This is a genomic window from Microbacterium sp. MMO-20 (assembly GCF_037147735.1).
Classification (GTDB): Bacteria; Actinomycetota; Actinomycetes; order Actinomycetales; family Microbacteriaceae; genus Microbacterium.
In genome coordinates this window covers 546,595-568,940 of record NZ_JBBCUU010000001.1, presented here as the reverse complement: position 1 = coordinate 568,940, position 22,346 = coordinate 546,595, and the positions used below count along the sequence as shown (strand labels likewise).

Here is a 22,346-nt window from a genome sequence, read left to right as displayed (position 1 = left end):
TCGCCGTCACGCGTCAGCTCAGTTCGCCCTGCTCCAGCAGATCGGTGACGAGCGCGGCGATCGCGGAGCGCTCCGAGCGCGTCAGGGTCACGTGCCCGAACAGGGCGTGGCCCTTGAGCGTCTCGATGACGGAGGCGACGCCGTCGTGGCGGCCCACGCGGAGGTTGTCGCGCTGACCGACGTCGTGAGTGAGCACGACGCGCGAGTTCTGTCCCATGCGGCTGAGGACCGTCAGCAGCACGTTCCGCTCGAGCGACTGCGCCTCGTCGACGATCACGAACGCGTCATGCAGCGACCGGCCGCGAATGTGCGTGAGCGGGAGCACCTCGAGCATCCCTCGCGCGACGACCTCTTCGAGCACGTTCCCTGAGACGACCGAGCCGAGCGTGTCGAACACAGCCTGCCCCCACGGGTTCATCTTGTCGCCCTGGTCGCCGGGCAGGTAGCCGAGCTCCTGCCCGCCGACGGCGAACAGCGGCCGGAAGACGATGATCTTCTTCTGCTGCTGCCGCTCGAGAACCGCCTCGAGGCCCGCGCACAGCGCGAGCGCCGACTTGCCCGTGCCCGCTCGGCCTCCGAGCGACACGATCCCGACCTCGGGGTCGAGCAGCAGATCGATCGCGATGCGCTGCTCGGCCGAGCGCCCGTGCAAGCCGAAGACGTCTCGGTCACCGCGCACGAGTTTGTAGCCGCCGTCGCCCGTCACTCGGCCGAGGGCCGAGCCCCGTTCGGAGTGGAGGATGAGCCCCGTGTTGACGGGGAGCCCGCGCACATCGTCGGTCGCGGCCACCTCCGACTCGTAGAGGTCGCTGATGTCGTCGCCGGAGAGGTGCAGGTCGGCGATACCCGTCCAGCCGCTGTCTACCGCCTGCTCCGCCAGATACTCCTCCGCATTGATGCCGAGAGACGCGGCCTTGACCCGCATGGGCAGATCCTTCGAGACGACCGTGACCTCCTGCCCGTCCTGAGCGAGATGCATCGCGACCGAGAGGATGCGGGTGTCGTTGTCGCTGAGGCGCAGGCCCTGCGGCAGCACGGAGGCATCCGTGTTCGCGAGCTCGACACGCAGCGTGCCGCCCTGGCCGACCGGCACGGGGAAGTCGAGCCGGCCGTGCTCGACGCGCAGCTCGTCGAGATGACGGAGGGCCTGTCGGGCGAAGTAGCCCAGCTCGGGGTCGTGGCGCTTGCCCTCGAGCTCCGTGATGACGACCACCGGGACGACGACGGAGTGCTCGGCGAAGCGGAAGAAGGCCCGCGGATCGCTCAGCAGCACCGAGGTGTCGAGGACGTAGGTGCGGAGGTCCTGTTCCACCTCCGCGGCCTCGTCGACGTGCTGCTGCTTCAGTGGAACTCGTGTGGTCACAACCCGCTCCCGCCCCGGGTGGAACCACCCGGAATATCGAGTCGGCCGCGAGCCACGAGTCAGTGGAAGGCCGACTCGACCGGGCACCTTGCCCGATGTGACGACCGTACGACGGCGCCGGATGCCGGAGCGAAACCGACACGCCGCGACGACGTTGCGCGCGGGTTAATTCTCGTCGACGACAGCGATGACGATCTCGTCGCTGTCGTGCGGGGTCGCCGCTTCGACCTCGTGAGTCGTGCCGCCGTCGTCCTGGACGACCTCATCGACGAGCTCGATGGTGAAGACCTCGGAGACGTCGGGTTCGACGATGAGCCCCTCGCGGGCGTACTCCGCCGCGATCACACGGCCCGACGCCGCGGCGTCGGCGAACGCGTCGCCGAGGAGGCGCAGCGTGTCGGCGCCCGTGCCGACGTGAGCCGACACGCGGATCGTCGTGCCGCGCGCGGTGACGGTGAGTCCATGGTTGGCGAGCGCGGCGGCGAGCGCGGGCGGATCCTGCGGCGCGAGGGCGACGATGCCCGCGTGTGCGTCCCGAGGTGTGACGACCGGGATGTCGTAGCGGTCCGCCAGCGTCATGACGTCGTCGGCCCGCGCGTGCACGTCCGCAGCGATGGCGGGGATCCCGGCATCCAGCATCTCGCGCAGCGCCGTCGCCAGCCGTGCGGCGGCGAGCGGATCCGAGGGTGACACCGAATAGGCCGCAGCGCCCTCGAGCGCGGGGGGCGTCCCGAGTACCGACGCATCGCCCGCCATCCCCGAGATGCCCGAGAGCACGGGTGCGATCCGGGCGCGGGCCGCCGGAGAGAACCGGGCGAATCCCGTGCCCCGGCCTGCGCGCAGCCACTTGTACCCGTTGCCCGTGACGACGTCGGCGAGGCTCCAGTCGACATCCACGACGCCGAAGGCCTGCACGGCGTCGACGATCAGCAGGCGGTCGCCGATGACGGCGCGGATGCCGGCGAGGTCGGCGAGCGCGCCGGTGCGGTAGTCGACGAGGCTCAACGCGACCGCGGTCGCGTCGTCTCCGAGCGCGTCGGCGATCGCTTCCGGCGTGACGATGCCGCCCGCGGGGTCGATCTCGCGCACCGCGAGGACGCCGCGCGCGTCGGCGGCGCGGTGCGCGGTGATGCGTACTGCCGGGAAGTCCTGGGCGGGCACGACGACGGTTCCCTCGAGGCCGAACATCGCGTGCGCGAGTCCGTGCGTCGTGGACGGCTGCAGGACGATCTCGTCGGTCGGCGCGCCCAGCACGCGCGCGACCAGTTCGCGCGCCTCACCGATGCGCGCACCGACGAGCTCGGTCCCCGCCGCACGGCCCGTGCCGAGCAGTTCCGCATCGGCCTGCAGCTCGGCGCGTACACCCGGAGAGAGCGGCCCGAGCCGCGCCCAGTCGAGATATCCCGCCGCGAGGTCGAACGACGAGATCAGGGGCTCCAGGTCACTCACGCATGCCATTCTGACACGCGGCGTCGCTCGTGACTCGGGCGCCGGCGTCGACCCGGCGGGGTCAGCCGCCGTAGCGACGGTCGCGCGTCGCGTAGTCGCGGATCGCGCGCAGGAAGTCGACTTCGCGCAGGTCCGGACCGAGCGCTTCGACGAAGTAGAACTCGGAGTGCGCAGACTGCCACAGCAGAAAGTCACTCAGCCGCTGCTCTCCCGAGGTGCGGATGACGAGATCGGGGTCGGGAAGGCCGCCCGTGTACAGATGCTCGCCGATCTGCTCCGGGGTCAGGCTCGCCGCGAGCTCCTCGAGGGAGCCGCCGCTCTCGTCGTGCTTCGCGATGATGCTGCGCACGGCATCGACGATCTCACCGCGTCCGCCGTAGCCGACCGCCAGGTTGACGTGCAGCCCGGTGTTGCCGACCGTGCGCTCCTGCGCGGTCTGGAGCACGCGCGCAAGGGCGGGGGGTAGCGCGTCGGAGCGCCCGACGATCTGCACGCGCCAGCCCGGCTCGTGCGAGAGCTCGTCGGCGAGTTCGGCGATGATCTCGATGAGGTCGTCGAGCTCCCGCGAATCACGCTTGCGCAGATTGTCGTTCGACAGCAGATACAGCGACACGACGCGGATGCCGAGATCATCGCACCAGCGCAGGAACTCGTGCATCTTCGCGGCCCCGGCGCGGTGACCGTCCGCGACCGTCGGGAATCCCGCCTGTCGCGCCCAGCGACGGTTGCCGTCGATCATCATGGCGACATGATGCGGGACCGCCTCGGGCGTGAGCGCCCTGCGCAGGCGGGAGCTGTACACCCGGTAGAGGAGACCCCTGCCCTCACCGGCTCTGCGCGCACTCACATCCCTACGCTACTCCGCATCGGGCGCCTCCCCACGTATGTAGGCTCGAGCATACGAGCACGCGTAGGCTTCAGAACGTGCCCGAGCCTATTCCCGATGAGGGCGTCGAGATGCCCCAGCTGCCTCTTCTCGAGGCGGCCGCCGTCAGTGCGCAGGTCGACCTGAAGCCGACATGGCGCGGCTGGATCCACGCAGGAACTTTCCCCGTCGCCATCGCCGCGGGGATCGTGCTGATCGTTCTCGCCGAGGGGGCGGCGGCGAAATGGGCCTCAGCGGTCTTCATGGCGACCTCGGTGCTGCTGTTCGGCAACTCCGCGCTGTATCACCGGTTCAACTGGAAGCCGACGACGAAGGCCGTCCTCAAGCGCATCGACCACGCGAACATCATGCTGCTGATCGCGGGAACCTACACTCCGATCGCCGTGCTCGCGCTGCCGCCGCAGAAGGGACTGCTGCTGCTCGCCCTCGTCTGGTCGGGGGCGCTGCTGGGCATCCTCTTCCGTGTGTTCTGGATCAACGCCCCGAGGTGGCTGTACGTCGCGCTGTATCTGCTCCTCGGCTGGGCCGCCGTGATGTACCTCGTCGATCTGCTGCAGGCGAGTGTGGCCATGATGGTGCTCGTGATCGTCGGCGGCCTCCTCTACACGGGAGGCGCGGTCTGCTACGCGCTCAAGAAGCCGAACCCCTGGCCGGGCCACTTCGGCTTTCACGAGATCTTCCACGTGTGCACGGTGCTCGCGTTCCTCTGCCACTGGACAGCGTGTCTGCTCACCGCGCTCGACCCGGTCGTCCCCTCTCTCGGCGCGTCCTGAGGTCGTTCTCTGAGATCGTTTTCCGAGATCGTTCTCTGAGCAGCCCTGCCGCGGTACAGCTCAGCGACCGGTGCCGTCCTCGCCGGGATCGATGTCCTGATCGTCGACATCGGACGCGCGGGTCGCGTCCTCCGCCTGGGCCTGGGCTTCGGCATCCAGCTGCTCGTTGACGTCGGCGCGGTACCCGGCGCGTCGGATCCGACGCAGCATGTCGATGATCAGGAACACGACGACGACGGCGACGAGCGCGATCGCGACGAACCCGATGAAGCCGGGGGTGACGACGTCGGGGTCGACGGTCATCGAGGGTGAGGGGGTGGCGAGGCCCGCGGGGAGAATGTGCATCGTTCCTCGGTTCGTCGGTTCGGGTGCCGGCCTCGCAGAGCGTAGCCTGGACATCCAGCCTAAATCCCCTCCCCCGCCGGAGTGCGACATGACCACGACGACGCCCACGCCGCCCTCGCCCGAGGCGATGGCCGTGCAGGCCGAGCTCGACGACCGCTACGGCAGATCCCGCCGTAGCCGCCGCGGCACATGGATCGCATTCGGTGTCATCGCGGCCGTGATCGTCGGGTACTTCGGCTGGTCGACGGTGACGCAGTCGATGGATTCCGTGGACATCGACACCACGGGGTTCCAGATCGTCGACGCGCACTCCATCACGGTCCAGTTCCAGGTGACGCTGCGTCAGGGTGAGCCGGTCACGTGCGCGCTCGAGGCGCAGGACACCGAGCACGGCGTGGTCGGGTGGCGCGTCGTCGAGTACCCTGCCGACGCGGCGCACAGCCGCAGCTTCTCGGAGACGATCCCGACCGTCGCCGAAGCGACGACGGGTTTGGTGAGCTCCTGCTGGATCCCGTAGTCTGATCCGACACACGCGCCCCGGCTGCCGGCCGGGGCGTTCGGTTTACCCCCCAGCAGACCGCACAGACCTAGGAGAAGACACGTGGCCGAGAACACGGACACCTTCCTCACGCAGGACGCCTACGACCGGCTCGCCGCCGAGCTCGAGCACCTGTCGACGACCGGTCGCACCGAGATCGCGGCCCGCATCGAAGCCGCCCGCGAAGAAGGCGACCTCAAGGAGAACGGCGGCTACCACGCCGCGAAGGACGAGCAGGGGAAGCAGGAGGCCCGCATCCGCACGCTGCAGGCACTCCTGAAAGACGCCGTGGTCGGCGAAGCCCCCGAGGCCGACGGCATCGTCCGGGGTGGCACGGTGGTGACAGCGATCGTGGCGGGCGGTGAAGAGGTCTTCCTCCTCGGCAGCCGCGAGATCGCGGCGGGCTCCGAACTCGACGTCTACAGCGAGGCCTCCCCGCTGGGCGCGGCGATTCTCGGCCTCGCCGAGGGCGCGAAGACGTCGTACACTGCACCCACGGGCCGCGAAATCCCCGTCGAGATCGTGAAGGTCGCCACCTACACGGGGCAGTAGTACACCGGGCAGTGATACACCGGGCAGTGATACACGGCGCAGCGACACCCGTGGGGACGCTCACCGCGCCGAGGAGCGCGGACCGCGTCAGTCCTCGACGACGCGCGGAGTGAAGCCCGCGGATTCGAGCACGTCGATCACGTGAGCGCGGTGCTCGGCGCCTCGGGTCTCCACGCTGAGCTGCAGCACGACTTCACTGATCTGGAGCCCCTGACCGTGGCGCGTGTGGAGCACCTCGATGACGTTGGCTCCGGCGATCGCGAGAAGCTCCGACACACGCGCGAGCTGACCGGGACGGTCGGGCAGAGGGATCTGAAGCGACATGTAGCGGCCCGATGCCGCGAGCCCGTGCGCGACGACGCGCTGCAGCAGGAGAGGGTCGATGTTCCCCCCGGACAGGACGACTGCCGTCGGTCCGCTCGCGCGGATCTTTCCGGCCAGGATCGCCGCGACGCCGACGGCACCCGCGGGTTCGACCACCTGCTTCGCCCGCTCGAGGAGGATCAGCAGCGCGCGCGCGATGTCGTCGTCGCTCACGGTGACGACCTCGTCGACGAGCTCGCGGATGACGTCGAACGGGACGTCGCCCGGGCGGGCGACCGCGATGCCGTCCGCGATCGTCGGGGTGGTCGCCACCGTCAGCGGCTCTCCGGCGGCGAGCGACGAGGGGTAGGCGGCGGAGTTCTCCGCCTGCACGCCGATCACGCGGACGGTGCGCCCCTCTGCGGCGGCGCGCGCCTTCACGGCGGCGGCGACTCCGGCGATCAGGCCTCCCCCACCGATGCCGAGGACGACGGTGTCGAGATCGTCGATGGCGTCCCACAGCTCGAGGCCGAGGGTGCCCTGCCCGATGATGATGTCGCGGTGGTCGAACGGCGGGATGAGCACGGCGCCGGTGCGCTCGGCGAACTCGGCCGCCAGCCGCAGCGGAGTCTCGACGGTCGCGCCCTCCAGGATCACCTCCGCTCCATAGCCCCGCGTCGCGAGGAGCTTGGGCACGGGGACCCCGAGCGGCATGAAGATGGTGGCCGGGATGCCGAGCTTCTGCGCCGCGAGCGCGACGCCCTGAGCGTGATTGCCGGCCGATGCCGCGACGACGCCCCGCGCGCGCTCCTCGGCGGTGAGGCGAGAGAGCCGGTAGGTCGCCCCGCGGATCTTGAACGAGCCCGTGCGCTGGAGATTCTCGAGCTTCAGGTGCACGGGCGCGCCCAGCACGTCGGAGAGATGCTCGGACACGTCGAACGGGGTCCGCACGACGACGTCGCGCAGGACGGCAGCGGCATCCTCGAACTCCGCCAGCGACGGGATCGCCGACAGCGCACTCGCGTACGCGGCGGTCGTCGGCTCGGTGGGGGTGGTCACGCGGGGGTCCTCCTGCTGCGCGGAACGGTGCTCCAGATGAGATCTCGGTCGTTGAAGTCGCCCGGCCCGGGCGGTGTGCCTCGCGTGTGACGGGTGGAGAGGTAGACCGCCACGACGTTGACGAAGGCCGCCAACGGCACAGCGAACAATGCGCCGGGGATGCCGGCGATCATGGCGCCGCCGGCGACCACGAGAACGACAGCGAGCGGGTGCACCTTGACGGCCGACCCCATGAGGAGAGGCTGGAGCACGTGCCCCTCGAGCTGTTGGACGCCGAGGACGACCACGACCATCCACAGCGCGATCCAGGGCCCGTTGTAGACGAGGGCGAGGAAGACGGCGAGGGTCCCGGTGACGATCGCACCGACGAACGGGACGAACGCCCCGAGGAAGACGAGGACGCCGATCGGGATCGCGAGGGGAACCCCGAGCACAAACGCACCGAGCCCGATGCCGATCGCGTCTATGGTCGCGACGAGGAGCTGCGTTCGCGCGTAGGTGACGACCGTCGCCCAGCCCGCGCGGCCGGCGCCGTCGACGTCGCCGCGGGCCCGACGCGGGAAGAGTCGCACGACCCAACGCCAGATCCCCCCGCCGTCGGCGAGGGTGCACAGCAGGATGAACAGGGCGAGTACCGCACCTGTCGCGACATGCCCCACGGTGGAGCCGATCGCGAGAGCACCCGACCAGAGGAGACCGACCTGCTGCTGGATGAATGTCCATGCCTGCGCGAGCATGCCGTCGATCTGCGAGGACGTCAGGTGGAGCGGCCCGTCGATGAGGTACTGCCGGAACTGCTCGATCGATTCGAGCGTACGCGTGCGGACGCTCGGCCACTCGCGTGTGATCTGCCAGATCGCAAGCCAGAGCAGTCCGCCGACGACAGCGATGGTGCCGATCACCGAGACGACGATGGCCGCCCACCGCGGCACGCGGTGCCGCAGCATCCAGGTGAACACCGGCCACAGGAGCGCCGTCACGAGGATCGCGACGAGGAGCGGCACGACGAGGAGCTTCAACTGGATGACGAGCCAGATGAGGATTCCGGCTGCCACCGCGATCACGACGAACCGCCACGCGTATGCGGTCGTCACTCGCAGGCCGTGCGGCAGGGACTCCTCGATCTCACCCCGCACCGTCTTGGTGCGGATCGCGTCGAGGAGGGAAGGTCGAGACTTCTCGTCCGTCAAAACTGGATCCGCGGGGGCTCGGCGATGGCGGCTCCCCCGGTCACCTCGAAGAACTCCCGCTCGTGGAAGCCGAGGCTGCGCGCGAACATGTTGTTCGGGAACACCTTGATCTTCGTGTTGAGTTCGCGGACGCCTCCGTTGTAGAAGCGGCGCGACGCCTGGATCTTGTCCTCCGTGTCGACCACGGACTGCTGCAGCTGAAGGAAGTTCTGACTCGCCTGCAGCTGAGGGTACGCCTCGGCGACCGCGAACAGGCTCTTCAGCGCCTGCTGCATGTGGCCTTCCGCGACTCCGGCCTCACCGGGCGAGCCCGCCGAGAGCGTTTCGGCGCGCGCCCGCGTGACGTTCTCGAACACCGCCTTCTCGTGCGCGGCATAGCCCTTCACCGTCTCGATGAGGTTCGGCAGCAAGTCGGCTCGGCGCTTCAACTGCACCGTGATGTCGCTCCACGCCTCGTCGACGCGCACATTCAGCGCGACGAGCGAGTTGTACGTCGCCCACAGGTACACACCGACGATCACGATCAGCGCGACCACGATGAGCACCGGGATCAGCCACGCCATGTCCATGGGACTCCCCTCGATTCTGTGCTCATCCTATCGGCGCCGGCGCGCGCACGATCATGCGTGTCTCCGGGTTCTCAGGCGTTACTCACCCAGGACCCGAGTGAGATAGGGGTTCCGAAAGAGACGATGGGGGTCGAGCCGGTCTCGGAGCGCCGTGAAGTCGTCGAAGCGCGGATAGCGGGAGCGCAGACTCGCGGCATCCTGCGTGTGCATCTTGCCCCAGTGCGGGCGCCCTCCGTGGGCGAGCATGACCTCTTCGACGGCACGGAAATACACCGTCGGGTCGGTTCTCCAGTAGCGGTGCACGGCGATGTACCCACTCGCACGCCCCGACGCCGTCGAAAGCCACAGATCATCGGCGGCAGCCGTACGCACCTCGATCGGGAACTCGATGCGCCAGTCGTGGTCGGCGATGACGCGCTGGATGCCGCGGAACGCGTCGGCGAGATTCTCGACCGGGACGGCGTACTCCATCTCACGGAACCGCACACCGCGACTCGTCGCGAACACGCGGTGCGAGGCGTCGGAGAAGGAACGGTCGCCCCAGACCCGCGCGGAGAGCCGGTTGATTCCGGGCACGAGGGCCGGGGCTGCGCGCCCCGCGCTGCAGACCGCCTGATGGACGACGTTCCCGACGAGCACGTCGTCGACGAGCTTCGAGGCCCGTCCCAGGGGGTGGGTCGCGGCATCCGCGCCGCGCCGCTCGTTGGTCTTCGTGAGGGCGATGTCGGTATGCGGGAACCAGTAGAACTCGAAATGGTCCGCGGCATCCGCGCGGGCCGCGATGTCGCCCACGACGTCATCGAGTGGCTCTGGTCGCTCGACCGCGTGGAGGGTGAACGCCGGCACGCACTGCAGCGTCACGTCGACGAGGATGCCGAGAGCGCCGAGCCCCAGCGCGACCGCCGGGAGCATCTCGGCGTTCTCGGTCTCCGACACGGTGAGCAGCTCGCCGTCGGCTGTCACGAGGGTCGCCGCGACAACCTGGGTCGCGATGCCGCCGTAGCGCGAGCCGGTGCCGTGGGTGCCGGTGGAGATCGCGCCCGAGATCGACTGTCGGTCGATATCTCCGAGATTCGTCATCGCGAGACCGTAGGGCGCGAGCAGCGCGGGAATCCGATGCAGGCGCGTGCCGGCGAGAACGCGCACCCGCTGTCGCTCACGGTCGACGGAGACGAGCCCGGACAGCTCGGTGAGCTCGAGCAGAGTCCCGGGGGCAACCGCGATGCCGCTGAAACTATGGCCCGTCCCGACGGCTTTCACAGGCCGGCCGCGCTGCGCGGCGGAGCGGACCGCACGCCGCACCGCCTCGATCGTCGAGGGGTACTCGACCGTGAGGGGGCGGACGCGTTCCGTGCGCCCCCAGTTCTGCCACGTGCCGGCGGGGCGGGTGGAGGGGGCCATCACAGGAAGCTCTTCCCTTCGCCGCGGTAGGTCGCGGCCTCACCGACGACCGTGTCGCCGCTCGTGAGGTGGTATCGATCGACGCGTTCGGCGAGCTCGCCGCTTTTCGCGTGTCGGAACCAGACACGGTCGCCGAGGGAGAGGCTCTTCGCCGCCGCACCCTGGAGCGGAGTCTGCACTTCGCCCGCGCCCTCGCGCGCGAGGGTCGCAAGGCCCGTCGGCCACACCGGCAGCGGCTGCCGGGAGGCGACCGGCGGGCCGGAGGCGATCCAGCCGCCGCCGAGGACCGTCACGATGTCGTCCGCGGGTCTGCGGACGACCTCCAGCGCGAACGCCGCCGCGGGAGCGAGCGTGAAGTGCCGGTAGAGGTCGAACAGGTGGCCCGCGAGCAGTCCGCTCCCGGCGGTCGTCTCGGTGACGGCGGGATCGGAGGCCGTGTACTCGAGCGACCCGGTCCCTCCGCCGTTGACGAACTCCAGGTCGGCGACATCTCTCACGGCCCCGACGATCGCACCCCGACGCTCGCGCAGCTCCTCCGTCGAGCGGCGCTGCATCCAGCGGATGACGGCGTCCCCGGATCCGGTGTCGTCGGGTTGTCCCGCGATCTGGGCCTCGTACATCATGAGGCCCACGAGCCGGAATCCAGGACGGGCGGCGATCGCGCGGGCGAGCCGCTGCACCTCGCCCGGATCGTGAACGGGTGAGCGGCGCACGCCGATGTGACCGAGGACGGGTGCGCGCCACGAGGCATCCGCGTCGATCGCGACGCGGATCTCGGCGCGCTGCCCCGGCGCAGCCACGCTGTCGACCAGGTCGAGCTGCGCGAGGTCGTCGACCATCAGGGTGATGCGGGCGGCCTTCTCGGCGCTGCCTGCGAGCGCCGCGAGCGCGGCGCGATCGACGCTCGGGTAGCCCAGCACGATGTCGTCGTGCTCCTCGGCGAGCCACAGCGCTTCGGGAAGCGTGAAGGCGAGGATGCCGTGGTAACCCGGAAGTTTCAGCGCGGCATCCAGCACCTCGCGCACCCGGATCGACTTCGACGCGACGCGGATCGGCACGCCGCTCGAGCGCACGACGTGGTCGAGCGCATTGTGGCGGAGCGCGTCGACGTCGATCGTCGCGACCGGACCCGAGAGGCTTGCGACGGCCGCGGTGCGCGCACGCCAGTACGACTCGGGACGCGCCCAGGGCTCGGCCGTCGGCACAGACGGCGGGGCGAGCAGATCGAGGCTCATGGCTGGCTCCTTCGCACGGGTGGCACCAGCCTAGAGCGAGACCGGGTGTCACCCGTGTGGGGACGCGGCGTCATGATTCCTCCTGGGGCGATTCATCCTGAGGCACCGCGGCATCCAGACGGCGCAGCCGGATGCGCGCGATGTCGTGTGCCCGCGGACCCGTCCCGAGACTGCGCTGCGCGATCCACAGCACGAGCCGCGTCGCCGTGACCGCCGGGAACCAGGAGCGACGCACACCCAGCAGTCGCCGATACTCACGCGGGATCGCCGCGATGGCACCGGCGAAGAGGATGCGGTACCCGATGCGCAGCGAGCCGTCGAGCGGAACGTCGCGCAGGAACCGCACGACCTCGTCGACCCGTGCACCCCCGCGAAGCGTGCCGTCGGCGAGGAGCCCGTGCATGCGCGCGCGCAGGTCAGCGGCGGTGCGTGGCGGATCGACGACGCCCATGAGAGTTCCCGCCGTCGCCCAGTCTGCGACGTACGCGTCGCGTCCGCCGGGGATCGTGCCGCCCCAGCGCTCGTGAGCCGTGAGGAACGCGTCGGTGAAGGCGAGATGCACCCACTCCACGAGGTCGGCATCCTCGGCGCTGTAGGCACGCCGCCCCGAGTGTGCCTCGTACTCTCCGCGGACGCCCGTGTGGAATCGGGCGACACGCGCGCGTTCGCCGTCCACCTGCTCGCGCGACCCGAACGTCGTCGAAATCACCCAGCGCACCGTACCGGAGAGGCGGCCGAGCGGGTCGTCGCGATAACGCGACCAGTCGTGCACACCGGCCATCGCACCGGGGTGCAGCGCCTGAAGGAGGAGCGCCTGGATGCCCGCGACGAGCGTCGGGATGCCCGAGTGGACGGTCCATGCGGGCCCGTCCTCGTCGAACAGCCCGCGATCGTCGCCGTGCTCGAGCCGCAGGACCCACGGCGGGGTCCCGTCGGGGTCCCCCGCCAGGGGGACGAGCAGGCGCGAGCGCAGGGACGAGGTCGATCGCCGAGTGCGCATGGGTCCATCATCCCCTCAGCGGAGAATCCGATCGACGAGCTCGTCGACCGCGTCGCGGATATGCGCCTGAACCGCCAGAGCAGGGGATGATGGTCGACATGACCGAACGACGCGTCGACTCCCGGACAGAGGCCGACGAGGCGCAGCTCGATAGGGCCGTCGGCACGGTGCTCGCCTCCGCCGCAGGCGATGCGCTCGGGTCGCAGTACGAGTTCGGGCCGGCGCTCCCGAACAGCATGACGCCCGCGTTCGGTGTCGGGTACTTCGGCCACGCCGCCGGCGAATGGACCGACGACACCAGCATGGCCGTGGCGATCCTGAATCGCTTGGCGTCGGGCGAGACGCTCGAAGACCCCCTCGCGCTCGCAGAGATCGTCGCCGAGTGGCGGGGGTGGGCACGCACGGCGAAGGACGTCGGCGTTCAGACGCGGGGCATCCTGGCGCTTCTTTCCGACGATGCTGATGAGCACGCCGCCCGCGTGGCATCCGAGAGCGCACACCGCCGCTCGGGGCGCAGCGGCGGGAACGGGTCGCTCATGCGGACCGGACCGGTCGCGCTCGGCTACCTCGACCGCTCCCCGGACGAGTTGGTGATCGCCGCAGGGCGCGTCGCGCAGCTCACGCACTGGGAGGTCGACAACGTGGATGCCTGCGCGCTCTGGTGCCTGGCGATCCGCCACGCTGTGCGCACGGGCGAGCTCGACATGCGCGCTCAGCTCAGCGCGGTTCCGAGCGAGCGCCGGGCACGGTGGACCGGCCTCGTTGACGCGGCGACAGCTCCCGGCGTCCATCCCCGCGACTTCCAGGCGGACAACGGATGGGTCGTGCGGGCCTTCCAGGCCGCTCTCGCCGCCGTGGCGGGCGCCGCGTCGCTGCAGGATGCGCTGGAGCGGGCGGTCCGCGGCGGGGGCGACACGGACACCGTGGCGGCGATCGCGGGGTCGCTCGCGGGCGCTGTGTGGGGCGCGTCAGCCCTCCCCGCGACGTACACGCAGAACCTGCACGGGTGGCCGGGAATCGATGCGGCCCACCTCGCCGATCTCGCCCGACGCGCTGTGCGACACGGTCGCGGGGACGAGAGGAAGCCCTCCCCGGACGCGCCCCCTACTGCACAGTGACGAGGATGCGCTGCCAGCCCGTCGATCCGTCCGGAGCGATCGGAGCGCGCTCTTCGGTCTGCATCGTTCCCTGTTTGTCGAATGCGCGCACTGCGATGTAGTGCGTTCCGGGCGCGGCATCCCACTCGACGAACCACTGCACCCACGTGGAGTCGTTGATCGGCGACGACAGCGTCGCGGGCTGCCACCCGGCATCGTCGATGTTGACTTCCACGCGATCCACGCCCACCGGCTGCGCCCAGGCGACGCCGGCCACTGCGACCTTCCCCGTGGTCACGGGTGCGCCCGACGTCGGCGTGTCTATGCGCGAAGAGAGCTTGATCGGCGCCTTCGCGCTGTATCCGCGGGGCGTCCAGTAAGCCTCGTCGGCGGCGAACGTCGTGACTTTCAATTCGGTGAGCCACTTGGTCGCCGACACGTATCCGTACAGGCCCGGTACGACCATGCGGACGGGGAAACCGTGCTCGAGAGGAAGCGGCTCGCCGTTCATCCCCACCGCGAGGATCGCGTCGAGACCGTCGTCGGTGAGCGCCTCGAGAGGCGTGGATGCCGTGAACCCGTCGACGCTGCGCGAGAGCACCATGTCAGCCCCCGCCTGCGGGCCGGCGAGCGCGAGCACGTCGCGCACCGGCACGCCGAGCCAGATCGCGTTTCCGAGAAGGTTCCCCCCCACCTCGTTGGAGACGCAGGTCATGGTGACGGCGTACTCGTCCAGGCCCATCGCGAGCAGATCGTCGAAGCCGAGTTCGACGCGCTTGTCGACCATGCCGTCGATCACGAGCCGCCACGTGGCCGGGTCGACCTCGGGAACCGTGAGAGCCGTATCGACACGGTAGAAGTCCGCGTTCGGGGTGATGAGGGGCGAGATGCCCGGGATGTCGAGCTGCGCCCCGTCGGGGATCGTGACCTTCGACCGCGGCGCCGGGAGCGAGAGCGCTTGGCGGACGGCCGTGATCGACGACGTCGTGGCGCTGACGATACGAGCACCGACCCCGAGGAGGACGGCGGACACCCCCGCAATCGCCGTTGTGCGGAAAAACGCACGGCGGTCCATCGCCGGGGGGCGCTTCGGCGCTGCGGGGTTCTCGGGGACCGTCGCGGAGGGCGCCCCGGATGCGAGCGCGACTGAGGCATCCGAAGAGGGCACCGCGTCCACTGCCGAGGCATCCTTCCACCTCCGCAGCATGCGGGCGAGGACGGTCAAGACGAACGCACCGGCGACGGCGCCGGCGACCGCGGGAACCGCAACCAGCACTGTCGCGCCCGCGCGCGTGACGATCGCCGCGACGGAGAGGACGCCGGCGAGGGCGAGGGCGACCACGCCGAGAGGAGGGCGGAGCGCCTGCAGGATGCCGGCGATCGACGACGCGATCAGCACCGCGAGAGCGAGGCCGACGAGCAGAGCGATCTTGTCGTACGCGCCGAACGTTGCGATCGCGAACTCTTTGAACGGCTGCGGCACGATGTCGATGACGAAGCCGCCGACCGCCAGAATCGGGCTCCCGCCGCGACCGAAGACGAGGGCGAGCACCTCCGCGACAGCGAGAAAGACCGCCGCGCTGACGATCCCCGAGACCATCGCCCACAGCCAGAATCCGACGCCTCGGCGCCTGCGTGCCCCACCCATACCGCGACTCCGCTCCGGCCGGATCTCCCGCCGTCATAGGGCGTTCGGCGCGGGGACGATTTCGGATTGGTCAGCGTCGACGTCGCGGGGCACACTGGACGCATGAGGTACGTGCTCATGAACGACTACTCCGCAGCGTGGCCGTTCTGGGGCGGTCGGGACATCGGCCTCTGCGCAGACGACGATCCGCACCTGCCGGCGGAGCTCGCCGCCGAGTGTCGAGCCTGGGCTGCACGGTTCAACGAGAACTTCGATCATGAGAGCGGCTGGCCCAGTCCGCACATCGCCGCAGAGCACGAAGCGCAAGGTCGACGAATCTTCGAGCAGGTGCGCCGAGCGCTCCCCGAGCACGAAGTCGTCTTCCGGTATTGGGAGCGGAGCCACCGCGAATCCTGAGGCCGCGCGAGCAGCCGCACCCAGCGCGCGGCAACGACACGCGGAATCCGTCAGTACCCCCGGTGGGACTCGAACCCACACTGAAGCGATTTTAAGTCGCCTGCCTCTGCCATTGGGCTACGGGGGCCTGAAGCCAGGCTACCGGGCAGGACGCGATGAACCCCCGCCGTGCGGCGACGCGGCGGGGGTTCGATCGGTCTGCGGAGCCGTTCAGGACGCGCTCTTGGCGGGCGCCTTCTTGGCCGGAGCCTTCTTCGCGGGAGCCTTCTCGGCGGTCGGCTCGCTCGCCGCCGGCGCGCCATCCTTCTTCTCCGCGGCGACCGACTTCGGATCGATCGCGGGCGCAGCAGGAGCGGTCGGCGCTGCCGGAGCGGCGGCGGGGCGCGGACGTGCCGCGAACTCCTCGAAGACGTAGCGGGGGTTCTGCACCGTCTGCAGCGACACGTTGTCGCGGTCGAGCCAGAAGTTGTGCCACCAGTCGCCGATCACACGCCACTTGCGCTCCCACGACGGCATCGCGAGGCCGTGGTAGCCGCGGTGCGCGCACCACGCGACGAAGCCCTTGAGCGCGATGTTGCCCGACTGGAACACACCGTTGTAGAGACCGAGGCCAGCCACTGCGCCCAGGTTGTGGTGGATGTACTCGCGCGGTACCTCGCCGCGCAGCACCGCCACGAGGTTCTTCGCGAGGAGCTTGGCCTGGCGCACGGCGTGCTGGGCGTTCGGCACGCAGTAGCCGCCGACGCCCTTGCCCGTGAGGTCGGGGACCGCGGCCACATCGCCAGCGGCCCAGGCGCCGTCGACGATCTCTTCGGCGGAGCCGACGCGCAGGTCCGCGCGTGCACGGATGCGACCGCGCTCCTCGACGGGCAGGTCGCTGCCGCGCACGACGGTCGGGTTCGCCATGACACCCGCGGTCCAGACAATCAGGTCGGTGGGAATGATCTCCCCCGTCGACAGTTCGACGTTGCCGTCGACGGCGCCGGTGACCTGCGTGTCGAGGTGCACGTTGGCGCCGCGCTTGGCGAGGTCCTTCAACACCCACTCGCTCGTCTTGAGCGACACCTCCGGCATGATGCGCCCCATCGCCTCGATGAGGTGGAAGTGCGTGTCTTCGAAACGGAGCTGCGGGTACAGCTTCAGGAGAGAGGATGCCAGGGCGCGCATCTCGGCGAACACCTCGATGCCCGCGAAACCGCCACCCACGACGACGACCGTCAGCAGGCGGTCGCGCTCCGGGCCGGCGGGCAGGTTGGCCGCGCGGTCGAAGTTCGTGAGGATGCGGTCACGGACCGCGACGGCCTCTTCGATCGTCTTCAGCCCGATCGCGTTGTCGGCGATGCCCGGGATGGGGAAGGTACGCGAGACGGCGCCGGCCGTCACGACGATCTGGTCGTAGCTCTCCTGCCACGATTCGCCCTGCTCGGGGGTGATCGTGGCCGTGCGGTTCGCGTGGTCGATGCCGGTCACCTTCGCCGTGATGACGCGCGTCTTCTTCAAGTGACGGCGGAGCCCCACGACGGCGTGCCGCGCCTCGATCTCGCCCGCCGCGACCTCGGGGAGGAAGGGTTGGTACGTCATGTACGGCAGCGGGTCGACGATCGTGACCTCGGCCTCACCCTTACGCAGGTGCTTCTCGAGCTTCCATGCAGTGTAGAAGCCGGCGTATCCGCCACCGACGACGAGGATCTTGGGCACTGCGGTACCGGCGACGGAAACGGCAGTGCTGGACGCTGTGTGGCTCACAGGTGGAAGAACTCCTTGAATCAACGGCTCGGAGGACGTGCGCGCTCCGATCTGATGCGCCGGGCAGCAGCAGTGACGCCGAGCGCCACCAGTATAGCGGCCAGCGTGACCCCCACGAGCGGTACCGTCCCGTACCGGAGCGTATCCGCGTTCGGAAGCAGGGGCGAGCTGACCGGCACGGTATCGGCCGCCGGAAGCTCCGGCAACGGCGCGGCGGATGCCGTGGGCTGCGGCGCCGGGTCGATGTCGGCGCGGCGGTAGAGGCGCACCCACTCGGCGAGGTCGCCCATCGGATTGGCGTCGACCGAGGCGACATCCGCCGTGACCGCTGCGGAGGCATCGACGAGCCCGTAACCGTACTTCGGATCGGGCCTGGCAGTCGCTCCGGCCGCAGGGCGCGCAGTGCGGATGATCCGATTGATGACGTTGTTCGCGTCGAGCTCGGGGTGCGCTGCCCGCACCAATGCCGCGATTCCCGCGACGATCGGCGCGGCGCCGCTCGTGCCGTTCCACTGCACGAGCTGGCCGTCGGCCGAGACCCCGAGGAGTTCCTCGCTGGGCGCGGAGATGCCGATCGTGATGCCTTGCGTGGACGCCTCTTCGCTCGCCGTGCCGCTGCGCGAGACCCCGCCGACGGTGAGGACGCCCGGGATCGTCGCGGGAGCGCCGACCTCGTCGGTCCCACTCCCTTTGTTGCCCGCTGCGACGACGACGACGACGTCGTGCGAGAACGCGTAGAGAAACGCGTCGTCCCACGACGGGTCCCAGGTGAGCGTGTTCGTCGTGAACGACAGATTGATGATGTCGGCGTCGTGATCGACCGCCCACCGGATCGCGTCGGCGACCTGCTGCACGAACGGCACCGAGGACGACGCGCCGAACCCGATCGAGATCGACAGCAGACTCGCCTCGGGCGCCACGCCGATCATCCCCGTATCGGCACCGGTCCCGCGCGCCGCCGCGAGCGACGCCACCCAACTACCGTGATTGCCGTCGACCGCACCGACGGGCTTTCTCCCGTCGGACGCGCCGACGCCGGAGAAGTCCGCGCCGCCGGTGACCGCGCCCGAGAACTCGACGGGCCCGCGTCCGATGCCGGTGTCGATGATGGCGATCGTCTGCCCTTTGCCGCGCGTCGTCGCCCAGGCGCTCCGCACCCCGTACTCGTCGAGCCAGTACTCAGCGGCTCGGGCAATGTCGCTCCCGGGCGTGGGCGACGGCGTCGGATCGACCGTCGGCACCGCGACACCAGCCCCGACCCTCGCCGCGGCGGGGCTGCCGACGGGTTCCGATCCGGTCAGCGCGCCCGCGGGCGCGGCACTCATCCCTGCGGCGAGCGCGCCGACGACGAGCGCTGTGGCGATGCGGCGGAAGCGTCGTCGCGGCATCCTCATGCAGACTCCTGCGGCGGCTCCGCACCGGGGTCGGCGCAGGTGCACCGCTCGGGCGACCACTCAGCGCGCTCGAGGGCGAGATCGCCGATGGGATTGACGCCCGCCCCCGCCGCGAGCGCGTGCCCGGCGAGCGCGTGCAGGCACTTCACGCGGGTCGGCATGCCGCCCGCCGAGATGCCGGCGATCTCCTCGACCTCGCCGTACACGGCGCGGTCGGAGAGATAGGCGGCGTGGGCACCGGCGTAGGCCTCCGCGACCGCGGCGTCCTCGGCCAGCAGAGCGGCGAACTCGGGCATGACGTGACCCGCCTCGAGCGCCGACATGGCCGCCGTCGCTCCGGGATGCGTCAGGTAGTAGAACGTCGGGAACGGCGTGCCGTCGGGGAGCCGCGGCTCCGTCGCGACGACGGTCGGATTGCCGCACACGCAGCGCGCAGCGATGCCGACGACGCCTCGCATGGGGCGTCCCAGCTGCGCCCGCATGACATCGAGGTCGCGGTCGGTCGCGGGGCTGAGAGTCGGGTGCGGCACGTCGTCCAGCGTACCGGGACCGCCTGACGGCGAGCTGGATCGGCCGGCGGCGTTCGATGTCGAACGAGCGAGGGTGCCGCGTCAGCCCGCCGGAACGTCCCCGGCGTCCTCGACCGGTCCGACGGCCGTCTGCGTGAGTCCGGCCCACGTCACGGAGCGGACGAGCTGCGACATCCAATCGGATCGCGTCTCGGTGACGTCTTCGCTCACCGGCAGCTGGTCGGGCGGGAGCGACGAGGCCGGCAGATCATCGTCGACGAGGTACACCACTTCGCCGGGGTACCGGTAGTAGAGCCGCGCGCGCGCCTGCGACGTGACGTACGCGGGGTCGGCCCAGCGCTCCTTCTGCTGCTCGAGCTGCGCAACCTGATCCGACGTGAGCTTCACCGACTGCTCGAGCGCGGCGATCTGCTGCCGTTGCGAGACGTAGACACCCACCGTCGGCACGAGCACGAACACCGCCAGCACGACGAGACCGAGCATGATGCCCGTGAACGCCGTGAATCGGATACCGCCGGCCCACTCCCGCACGTCGACCCGTCGCGTCGCCGAGGATCGGCGCGCCGGAGCACCGGCACGAGGAGAGGGAGCCGGCGCGTGGCGCGCGGCTCCCTCTCTCGTCATGCCGTCCAGCCTAAGCGGCGGACGCGCGAATCATCCTGCGAAACGCGCCTCAGCCCGCGAACCGGGGCTCAGTCCTTGAAGCGGGCCTCAACCTTTGAACCGGGCCTCAACCTTTGAACCGGGGAAAGGCAGCGCGACCGGCGAAGACCGCGGCGTCACCGAGCTCCTCCTCGATGCGCAGCAGCTGGTTGTACTTCGCGACGCGCTCGCTGCGGGCGGGGGCGCCGGTCTTGATCTGGCCCGCCTTGACCGCGACGGCGAGGTCGGCGATCGTCGTGTCCTCGGTCTCTCCGGAACGGTGCGAGAGCATCGAGCGGTAGCCGTTCTGCGTCGCGAGTGCGATCGCGTCGAGCGTCTCGGAGAGCGTGCCGATCTGGTTCACCTTGACCAGGAGGGCGTTCGCGACGCCGAGGTCGATGCCCTTCTGCAGGCGGACCGGGTTCGTGACGAACAGGTCGTCGCCGACGAGCTGCACCTTGTCGCCGATCACGTCGGTGAGGTGCTTCCAGGCATCCCAGTCGTCCTCGGCGAGGGCGTCCTCGATCGTGACGACGGGGTAGTTGGCGACGAGGTCGGCGAAGTAGTCGGTGAGCTTCTCGGCCGACCAGGCCTTGCCCTCGACCGTGTAGACGCCGTCCTTGAAGAACTCCGTGGCGGCGACGTCGAGGCCGACGGCGACGTCCTTGCCGGGGGTGAAACCGGCCTTCTCGATCGCCTTGATGAGGAAGTCGAGACCCTCGCGGTTGCTCGGGAGGTCGGGGGCGAAGCCGCCCTCGTCGCCGAGACCGGTGTTGTACCCGGCTGCCTTCAGCTCGCCCTTGAGGACGTGGTAGACCTCGGTGCCCCAGCGGAGCGACTCGCCGTACGTCTCCGCGCCGATCGGGGCGAGGAAGTACTCCTGGAAGTCGATGCCGTTGTCGGCGTGCTCGCCACCGTTGATGACGTTGAACAGCGGGACGGGTAGGACGTGCGCGTTCGGACCGCCCAGGTAACGGAACAGGGGCAGGTCGGCCGCATCGGCCGCCGCCTTCGCAACCGCGAGGCTCACGCCGAGGATCGCGTTCGCACCCGTGCGCGACTTGTTCTCCGTGCCGTCGGTCGCGATGAGGATCTCGTCGATGATGCGCTGCTCACTGGCATCCACGCCTTCGATCGCCGGGCCCAATTCGTCGATGACGGCGTTCACGGCCTTCAGCACGCCCTTGCCGCCGTAGCGGCTCTTGTCGCCGTCGCGCAGCTCGTACGCCTCGAACGCGCCGGTGGACGCGCCGGAGGGGACGGCCGCACGCTGGACGATGCCGTCGTCGAGGAGCACCTCCACTTCAACGGTCGGGTTGCCACGCGAATCCAGGATCTCGCGTGCGCCTACAGCCTCGATCAGTGCCACAGGGGACTCCTTGCTTGTGGAGGATGAATCTCGGAGCGTCGTCGGTCCGGTTTCGAGCATAGTGACCAGGATGCCGAGGTCACAGAGGACGGGCCGGATCAACCCGCTGCGGGAGACGCCTCGCCGGTGACGAGGGCGACCGCTATCCCGTCCCAGCCCTTGGCATCGAGGGTCTGCAGCGCCGTGGCTTCGAATCGCGGATCGTCACGCAGCATCGCCAGTCCCGCGCGCACTCCCGCGACCTGTGCGGAGTCGTCGGCGGGGTCGGCGACCCGACCCGATCGCACGACGTTGTCGACCACGACGAGCGCCCCCGGACGGGCGAGCCGCGCAGCCCAATCGAGGTAGACGGTGTTCGATTCCTTGTCGGCGTCGATGAAGACGAGGTCGAATGCGTCGCCGGCGTTCAGTGTCGGCAACACGTCCACCGCGCGGCCGACGCGGATCTCGACCCGCTCCCCCACGCCCGCCCGATCGACGCTCTGCCGCGCGACGGCGGCGTGCGCGGGCTCGGCCTCGATCGTCACGACACGTGCGTCGGGGTCGGTCGCGGGCAGCGCCCGCGCCAGCCAGATCGTGGAGTAACCGCCCAAGGTGCCGATCTCGAGCACCCGGCGCGCGCCGATCGCCCGGGTCAACAGGTGCAGGAGCTTGCCGCCGGTCGGCGCCACCTCGATGTCCGGCATCCCGGCTGCGCGCTGAGCGCCGACCGCGGCATCCAGATCGACATCGCGCCCCACGAGCGTCTCGACGAGGTAGCGGTCAACGGCGTCCGCGGCTTCCGCGTCAAGCTGAGGCATGCCCTCCAGCAAACCGGGCGCGCGCGCCCTCGTCAACCGACGGTCGAGCGCGAGAAGCGAC

General features: G+C 70.0%; 22 protein-coding genes and 1 tRNA gene. 5 read left to right on the top strand and 18 right to left on the bottom strand.

Annotated elements, in window-relative coordinates; genetic code table 11:
• Window positions 1-13 precede the first annotated feature (13 nt).
• From WFI52_RS02825 to WFI52_RS02815, 3 genes are all read right to left on the bottom strand, one after another.
• Window positions 14-1,363, bottom strand: a complete 1,350-nt coding sequence (locus WFI52_RS02825; protein WP_336625108.1) for a PhoH family protein — start codon at window positions 1,361-1,363, stop codon at window positions 14-16.
• Window positions 1,364-1,528: 165 nt separating this feature from the next.
• Window positions 1,529-2,821, bottom strand: coding sequence for an aminotransferase class V-fold PLP-dependent enzyme (locus tag WFI52_RS02820; RefSeq protein WP_336625109.1), 1,293 nt, complete (start codon window positions 2,819-2,821; stop codon window positions 1,529-1,531).
• Window positions 2,822-2,873: 52 nt separating this feature from the next.
• Entirely contained in the window at window positions 2,874-3,659 is a 786-nt protein-coding gene (locus tag WFI52_RS02815; RefSeq protein ID WP_336625110.1) for an isoprenyl transferase, read from the bottom strand.
• Window positions 3,660-3,769: 110 nt separating this feature from the next.
• On the opposite strand from WFI52_RS02815, the gene trhA reads away from it, so the two are divergent.
• A complete protein-coding gene (trhA, locus tag WFI52_RS02810; RefSeq protein ID WP_336625631.1) occupies window positions 3,770-4,471 on the top strand; it encodes a PAQR family membrane homeostasis protein TrhA in 702 nt (233 codons plus the stop codon).
• Between the two features lie 60 nt (window positions 4,472-4,531).
• On the opposite strand, the gene WFI52_RS02805 is transcribed toward trhA, so the two are convergent.
• Window positions 4,532-4,816 (bottom strand): hypothetical protein, encoded by a 285-nt coding sequence (locus WFI52_RS02805; RefSeq protein WP_336625111.1) that lies wholly within the window; start codon window positions 4,814-4,816, stop codon window positions 4,532-4,534.
• Window positions 4,817-4,904: 88 nt separating this feature from the next.
• Here WFI52_RS02805 and WFI52_RS02800 point away from each other — a divergent pair, with 88 nt between their 5' ends.
• Together WFI52_RS02800 and greA are read left to right on the top strand one after the other, a co-directional pair.
• Complete coding sequence (locus WFI52_RS02800) at window positions 4,905-5,333, top strand: DUF4307 domain-containing protein (RefSeq protein WP_336625112.1); 429 nt, start codon at window positions 4,905-4,907, stop codon at window positions 5,331-5,333.
• An 84-nt stretch (window positions 5,334-5,417) separates the two neighbouring features.
• The gene (gene greA / locus WFI52_RS02795) at window positions 5,418-5,906 is read left to right on the top strand and encodes a transcription elongation factor GreA (protein WP_336625113.1); all 489 of its coding nucleotides are present in this window, start codon (window positions 5,418-5,420) and stop codon (window positions 5,904-5,906) included.
• Between the two features lie 87 nt (window positions 5,907-5,993).
• On the opposite strand, the gene ilvA is transcribed toward greA, so the two are convergent.
• The 6 genes from ilvA to WFI52_RS02765 all read right to left on the bottom strand — a co-directional run bounded on the left by ilvA (window position 5,994) and on the right by WFI52_RS02765 (window position 12,663).
• A complete protein-coding gene (ilvA, locus tag WFI52_RS02790; protein WP_442927669.1) occupies window positions 5,994-7,268 on the bottom strand; it encodes a threonine ammonia-lyase in 1,275 nt (424 codons plus the stop codon).
• Window positions 7,265-8,458 (bottom strand): AI-2E family transporter, encoded by a 1,194-nt coding sequence (locus WFI52_RS02785; protein WP_336625114.1) that lies wholly within the window; start codon window positions 8,456-8,458, stop codon window positions 7,265-7,267. The genes ilvA and WFI52_RS02785 overlap by 4 nt, the downstream gene beginning before the upstream one ends.
• On the bottom strand, window positions 8,455-9,021 hold the full coding sequence (locus WFI52_RS02780) for a LemA family protein (protein WP_336625633.1): 567 nt from the start codon (window positions 9,019-9,021) through the stop codon (window positions 8,455-8,457). Before WFI52_RS02780 ends, WFI52_RS02785 begins: the two co-directional genes overlap by 4 nt.
• 84 nt (window positions 9,022-9,105) lie before the next feature.
• Entirely contained in the window at window positions 9,106-10,428 is a 1,323-nt protein-coding gene (locus WFI52_RS02775) for a D-arabinono-1,4-lactone oxidase (protein WP_336625115.1), read from the bottom strand.
• The gene (locus tag WFI52_RS02770; protein WP_336625116.1) at window positions 10,428-11,663 is read right to left on the bottom strand and encodes an alanine racemase; all 1,236 of its coding nucleotides are present in this window, start codon (window positions 11,661-11,663) and stop codon (window positions 10,428-10,430) included. Before WFI52_RS02770 ends, WFI52_RS02775 begins: the two co-directional genes overlap by 1 nt.
• A gap of 70 nt (window positions 11,664-11,733) precedes the next feature.
• A complete protein-coding gene (locus tag WFI52_RS02765) occupies window positions 11,734-12,663 on the bottom strand; it encodes an oxygenase MpaB family protein (protein ID WP_336625117.1) in 930 nt (309 codons plus the stop codon).
• A 98-nt stretch (window positions 12,664-12,761) separates the two neighbouring features.
• Between WFI52_RS02765 and WFI52_RS02760 the strand changes: the two genes are divergently transcribed.
• Window positions 12,762-13,781: an ADP-ribosylglycohydrolase family protein gene (locus WFI52_RS02760; protein WP_336625118.1), complete on the top strand. Its 1,020-nt coding sequence runs from the start codon at window positions 12,762-12,764 to the stop codon at window positions 13,779-13,781.
• Here WFI52_RS02760 and WFI52_RS02755 read toward each other — a convergent pair.
• Window positions 13,768-15,408 carry a molybdopterin-dependent oxidoreductase gene (locus WFI52_RS02755; protein ID WP_336625119.1) on the bottom strand — a complete coding sequence of 547 codons (1,641 nt, stop codon included), beginning with the start codon at window positions 15,406-15,408 and terminating at the stop codon, window positions 13,768-13,770. The genes WFI52_RS02760 and WFI52_RS02755 overlap by 14 nt on opposite strands.
• A 102-nt stretch (window positions 15,409-15,510) precedes the next feature.
• Between WFI52_RS02755 and WFI52_RS02750 the strand changes: the two genes are divergently transcribed.
• A complete protein-coding gene (locus WFI52_RS02750; RefSeq protein ID WP_336625120.1) occupies window positions 15,511-15,804 on the top strand; it encodes a hypothetical protein in 294 nt (97 codons plus the stop codon).
• Between the two features lie 54 nt (window positions 15,805-15,858).
• On the opposite strand, the gene WFI52_RS02745 is transcribed toward WFI52_RS02750, so the two are convergent.
• The 7 genes from WFI52_RS02745 to WFI52_RS02715 all read right to left on the bottom strand — a co-directional run bounded on the left by WFI52_RS02745 (window position 15,859) and on the right by WFI52_RS02715 (window position 22,285).
• Window positions 15,859-15,931, bottom strand: a tRNA-Leu gene (locus WFI52_RS02745).
• 83 nt (window positions 15,932-16,014) lie between these two features.
• Window positions 16,015-17,502, bottom strand: a complete 1,488-nt coding sequence (locus WFI52_RS02740) for an NAD(P)/FAD-dependent oxidoreductase (protein WP_336625634.1) — start codon at window positions 17,500-17,502, stop codon at window positions 16,015-16,017.
• A 68-nt stretch (window positions 17,503-17,570) separates the two neighbouring features.
• Window positions 17,571-18,944 (bottom strand): S8 family serine peptidase, encoded by a 1,374-nt coding sequence (locus WFI52_RS02735; RefSeq protein WP_336625121.1) that lies wholly within the window; start codon window positions 18,942-18,944, stop codon window positions 17,571-17,573.
• Window positions 18,941-19,426, bottom strand: coding sequence for a DUF501 domain-containing protein (locus WFI52_RS02730; protein WP_336625635.1), 486 nt, complete (start codon window positions 19,424-19,426; stop codon window positions 18,941-18,943). The genes WFI52_RS02735 and WFI52_RS02730 overlap by 4 nt, the downstream gene beginning before the upstream one ends.
• A 129-nt stretch (window positions 19,427-19,555) precedes the next feature.
• Window positions 19,556-20,098: an FtsB family cell division protein gene (locus WFI52_RS02725; RefSeq protein ID WP_336625122.1), complete on the bottom strand. Its 543-nt coding sequence runs from the start codon at window positions 20,096-20,098 to the stop codon at window positions 19,556-19,558.
• A gap of 106 nt (window positions 20,099-20,204) precedes the next feature.
• Window positions 20,205-21,485, bottom strand: a complete 1,281-nt coding sequence (eno, locus tag WFI52_RS02720) for a phosphopyruvate hydratase (RefSeq protein ID WP_336625123.1) — start codon at window positions 21,483-21,485, stop codon at window positions 20,205-20,207.
• A 98-nt stretch (window positions 21,486-21,583) separates the two neighbouring features.
• Window positions 21,584-22,285, bottom strand: coding sequence for an O-methyltransferase (locus WFI52_RS02715; RefSeq protein ID WP_336625124.1), 702 nt, complete (start codon window positions 22,283-22,285; stop codon window positions 21,584-21,586).
• Between the last annotated feature and the right edge of the window lie 61 nt (window positions 22,286-22,346).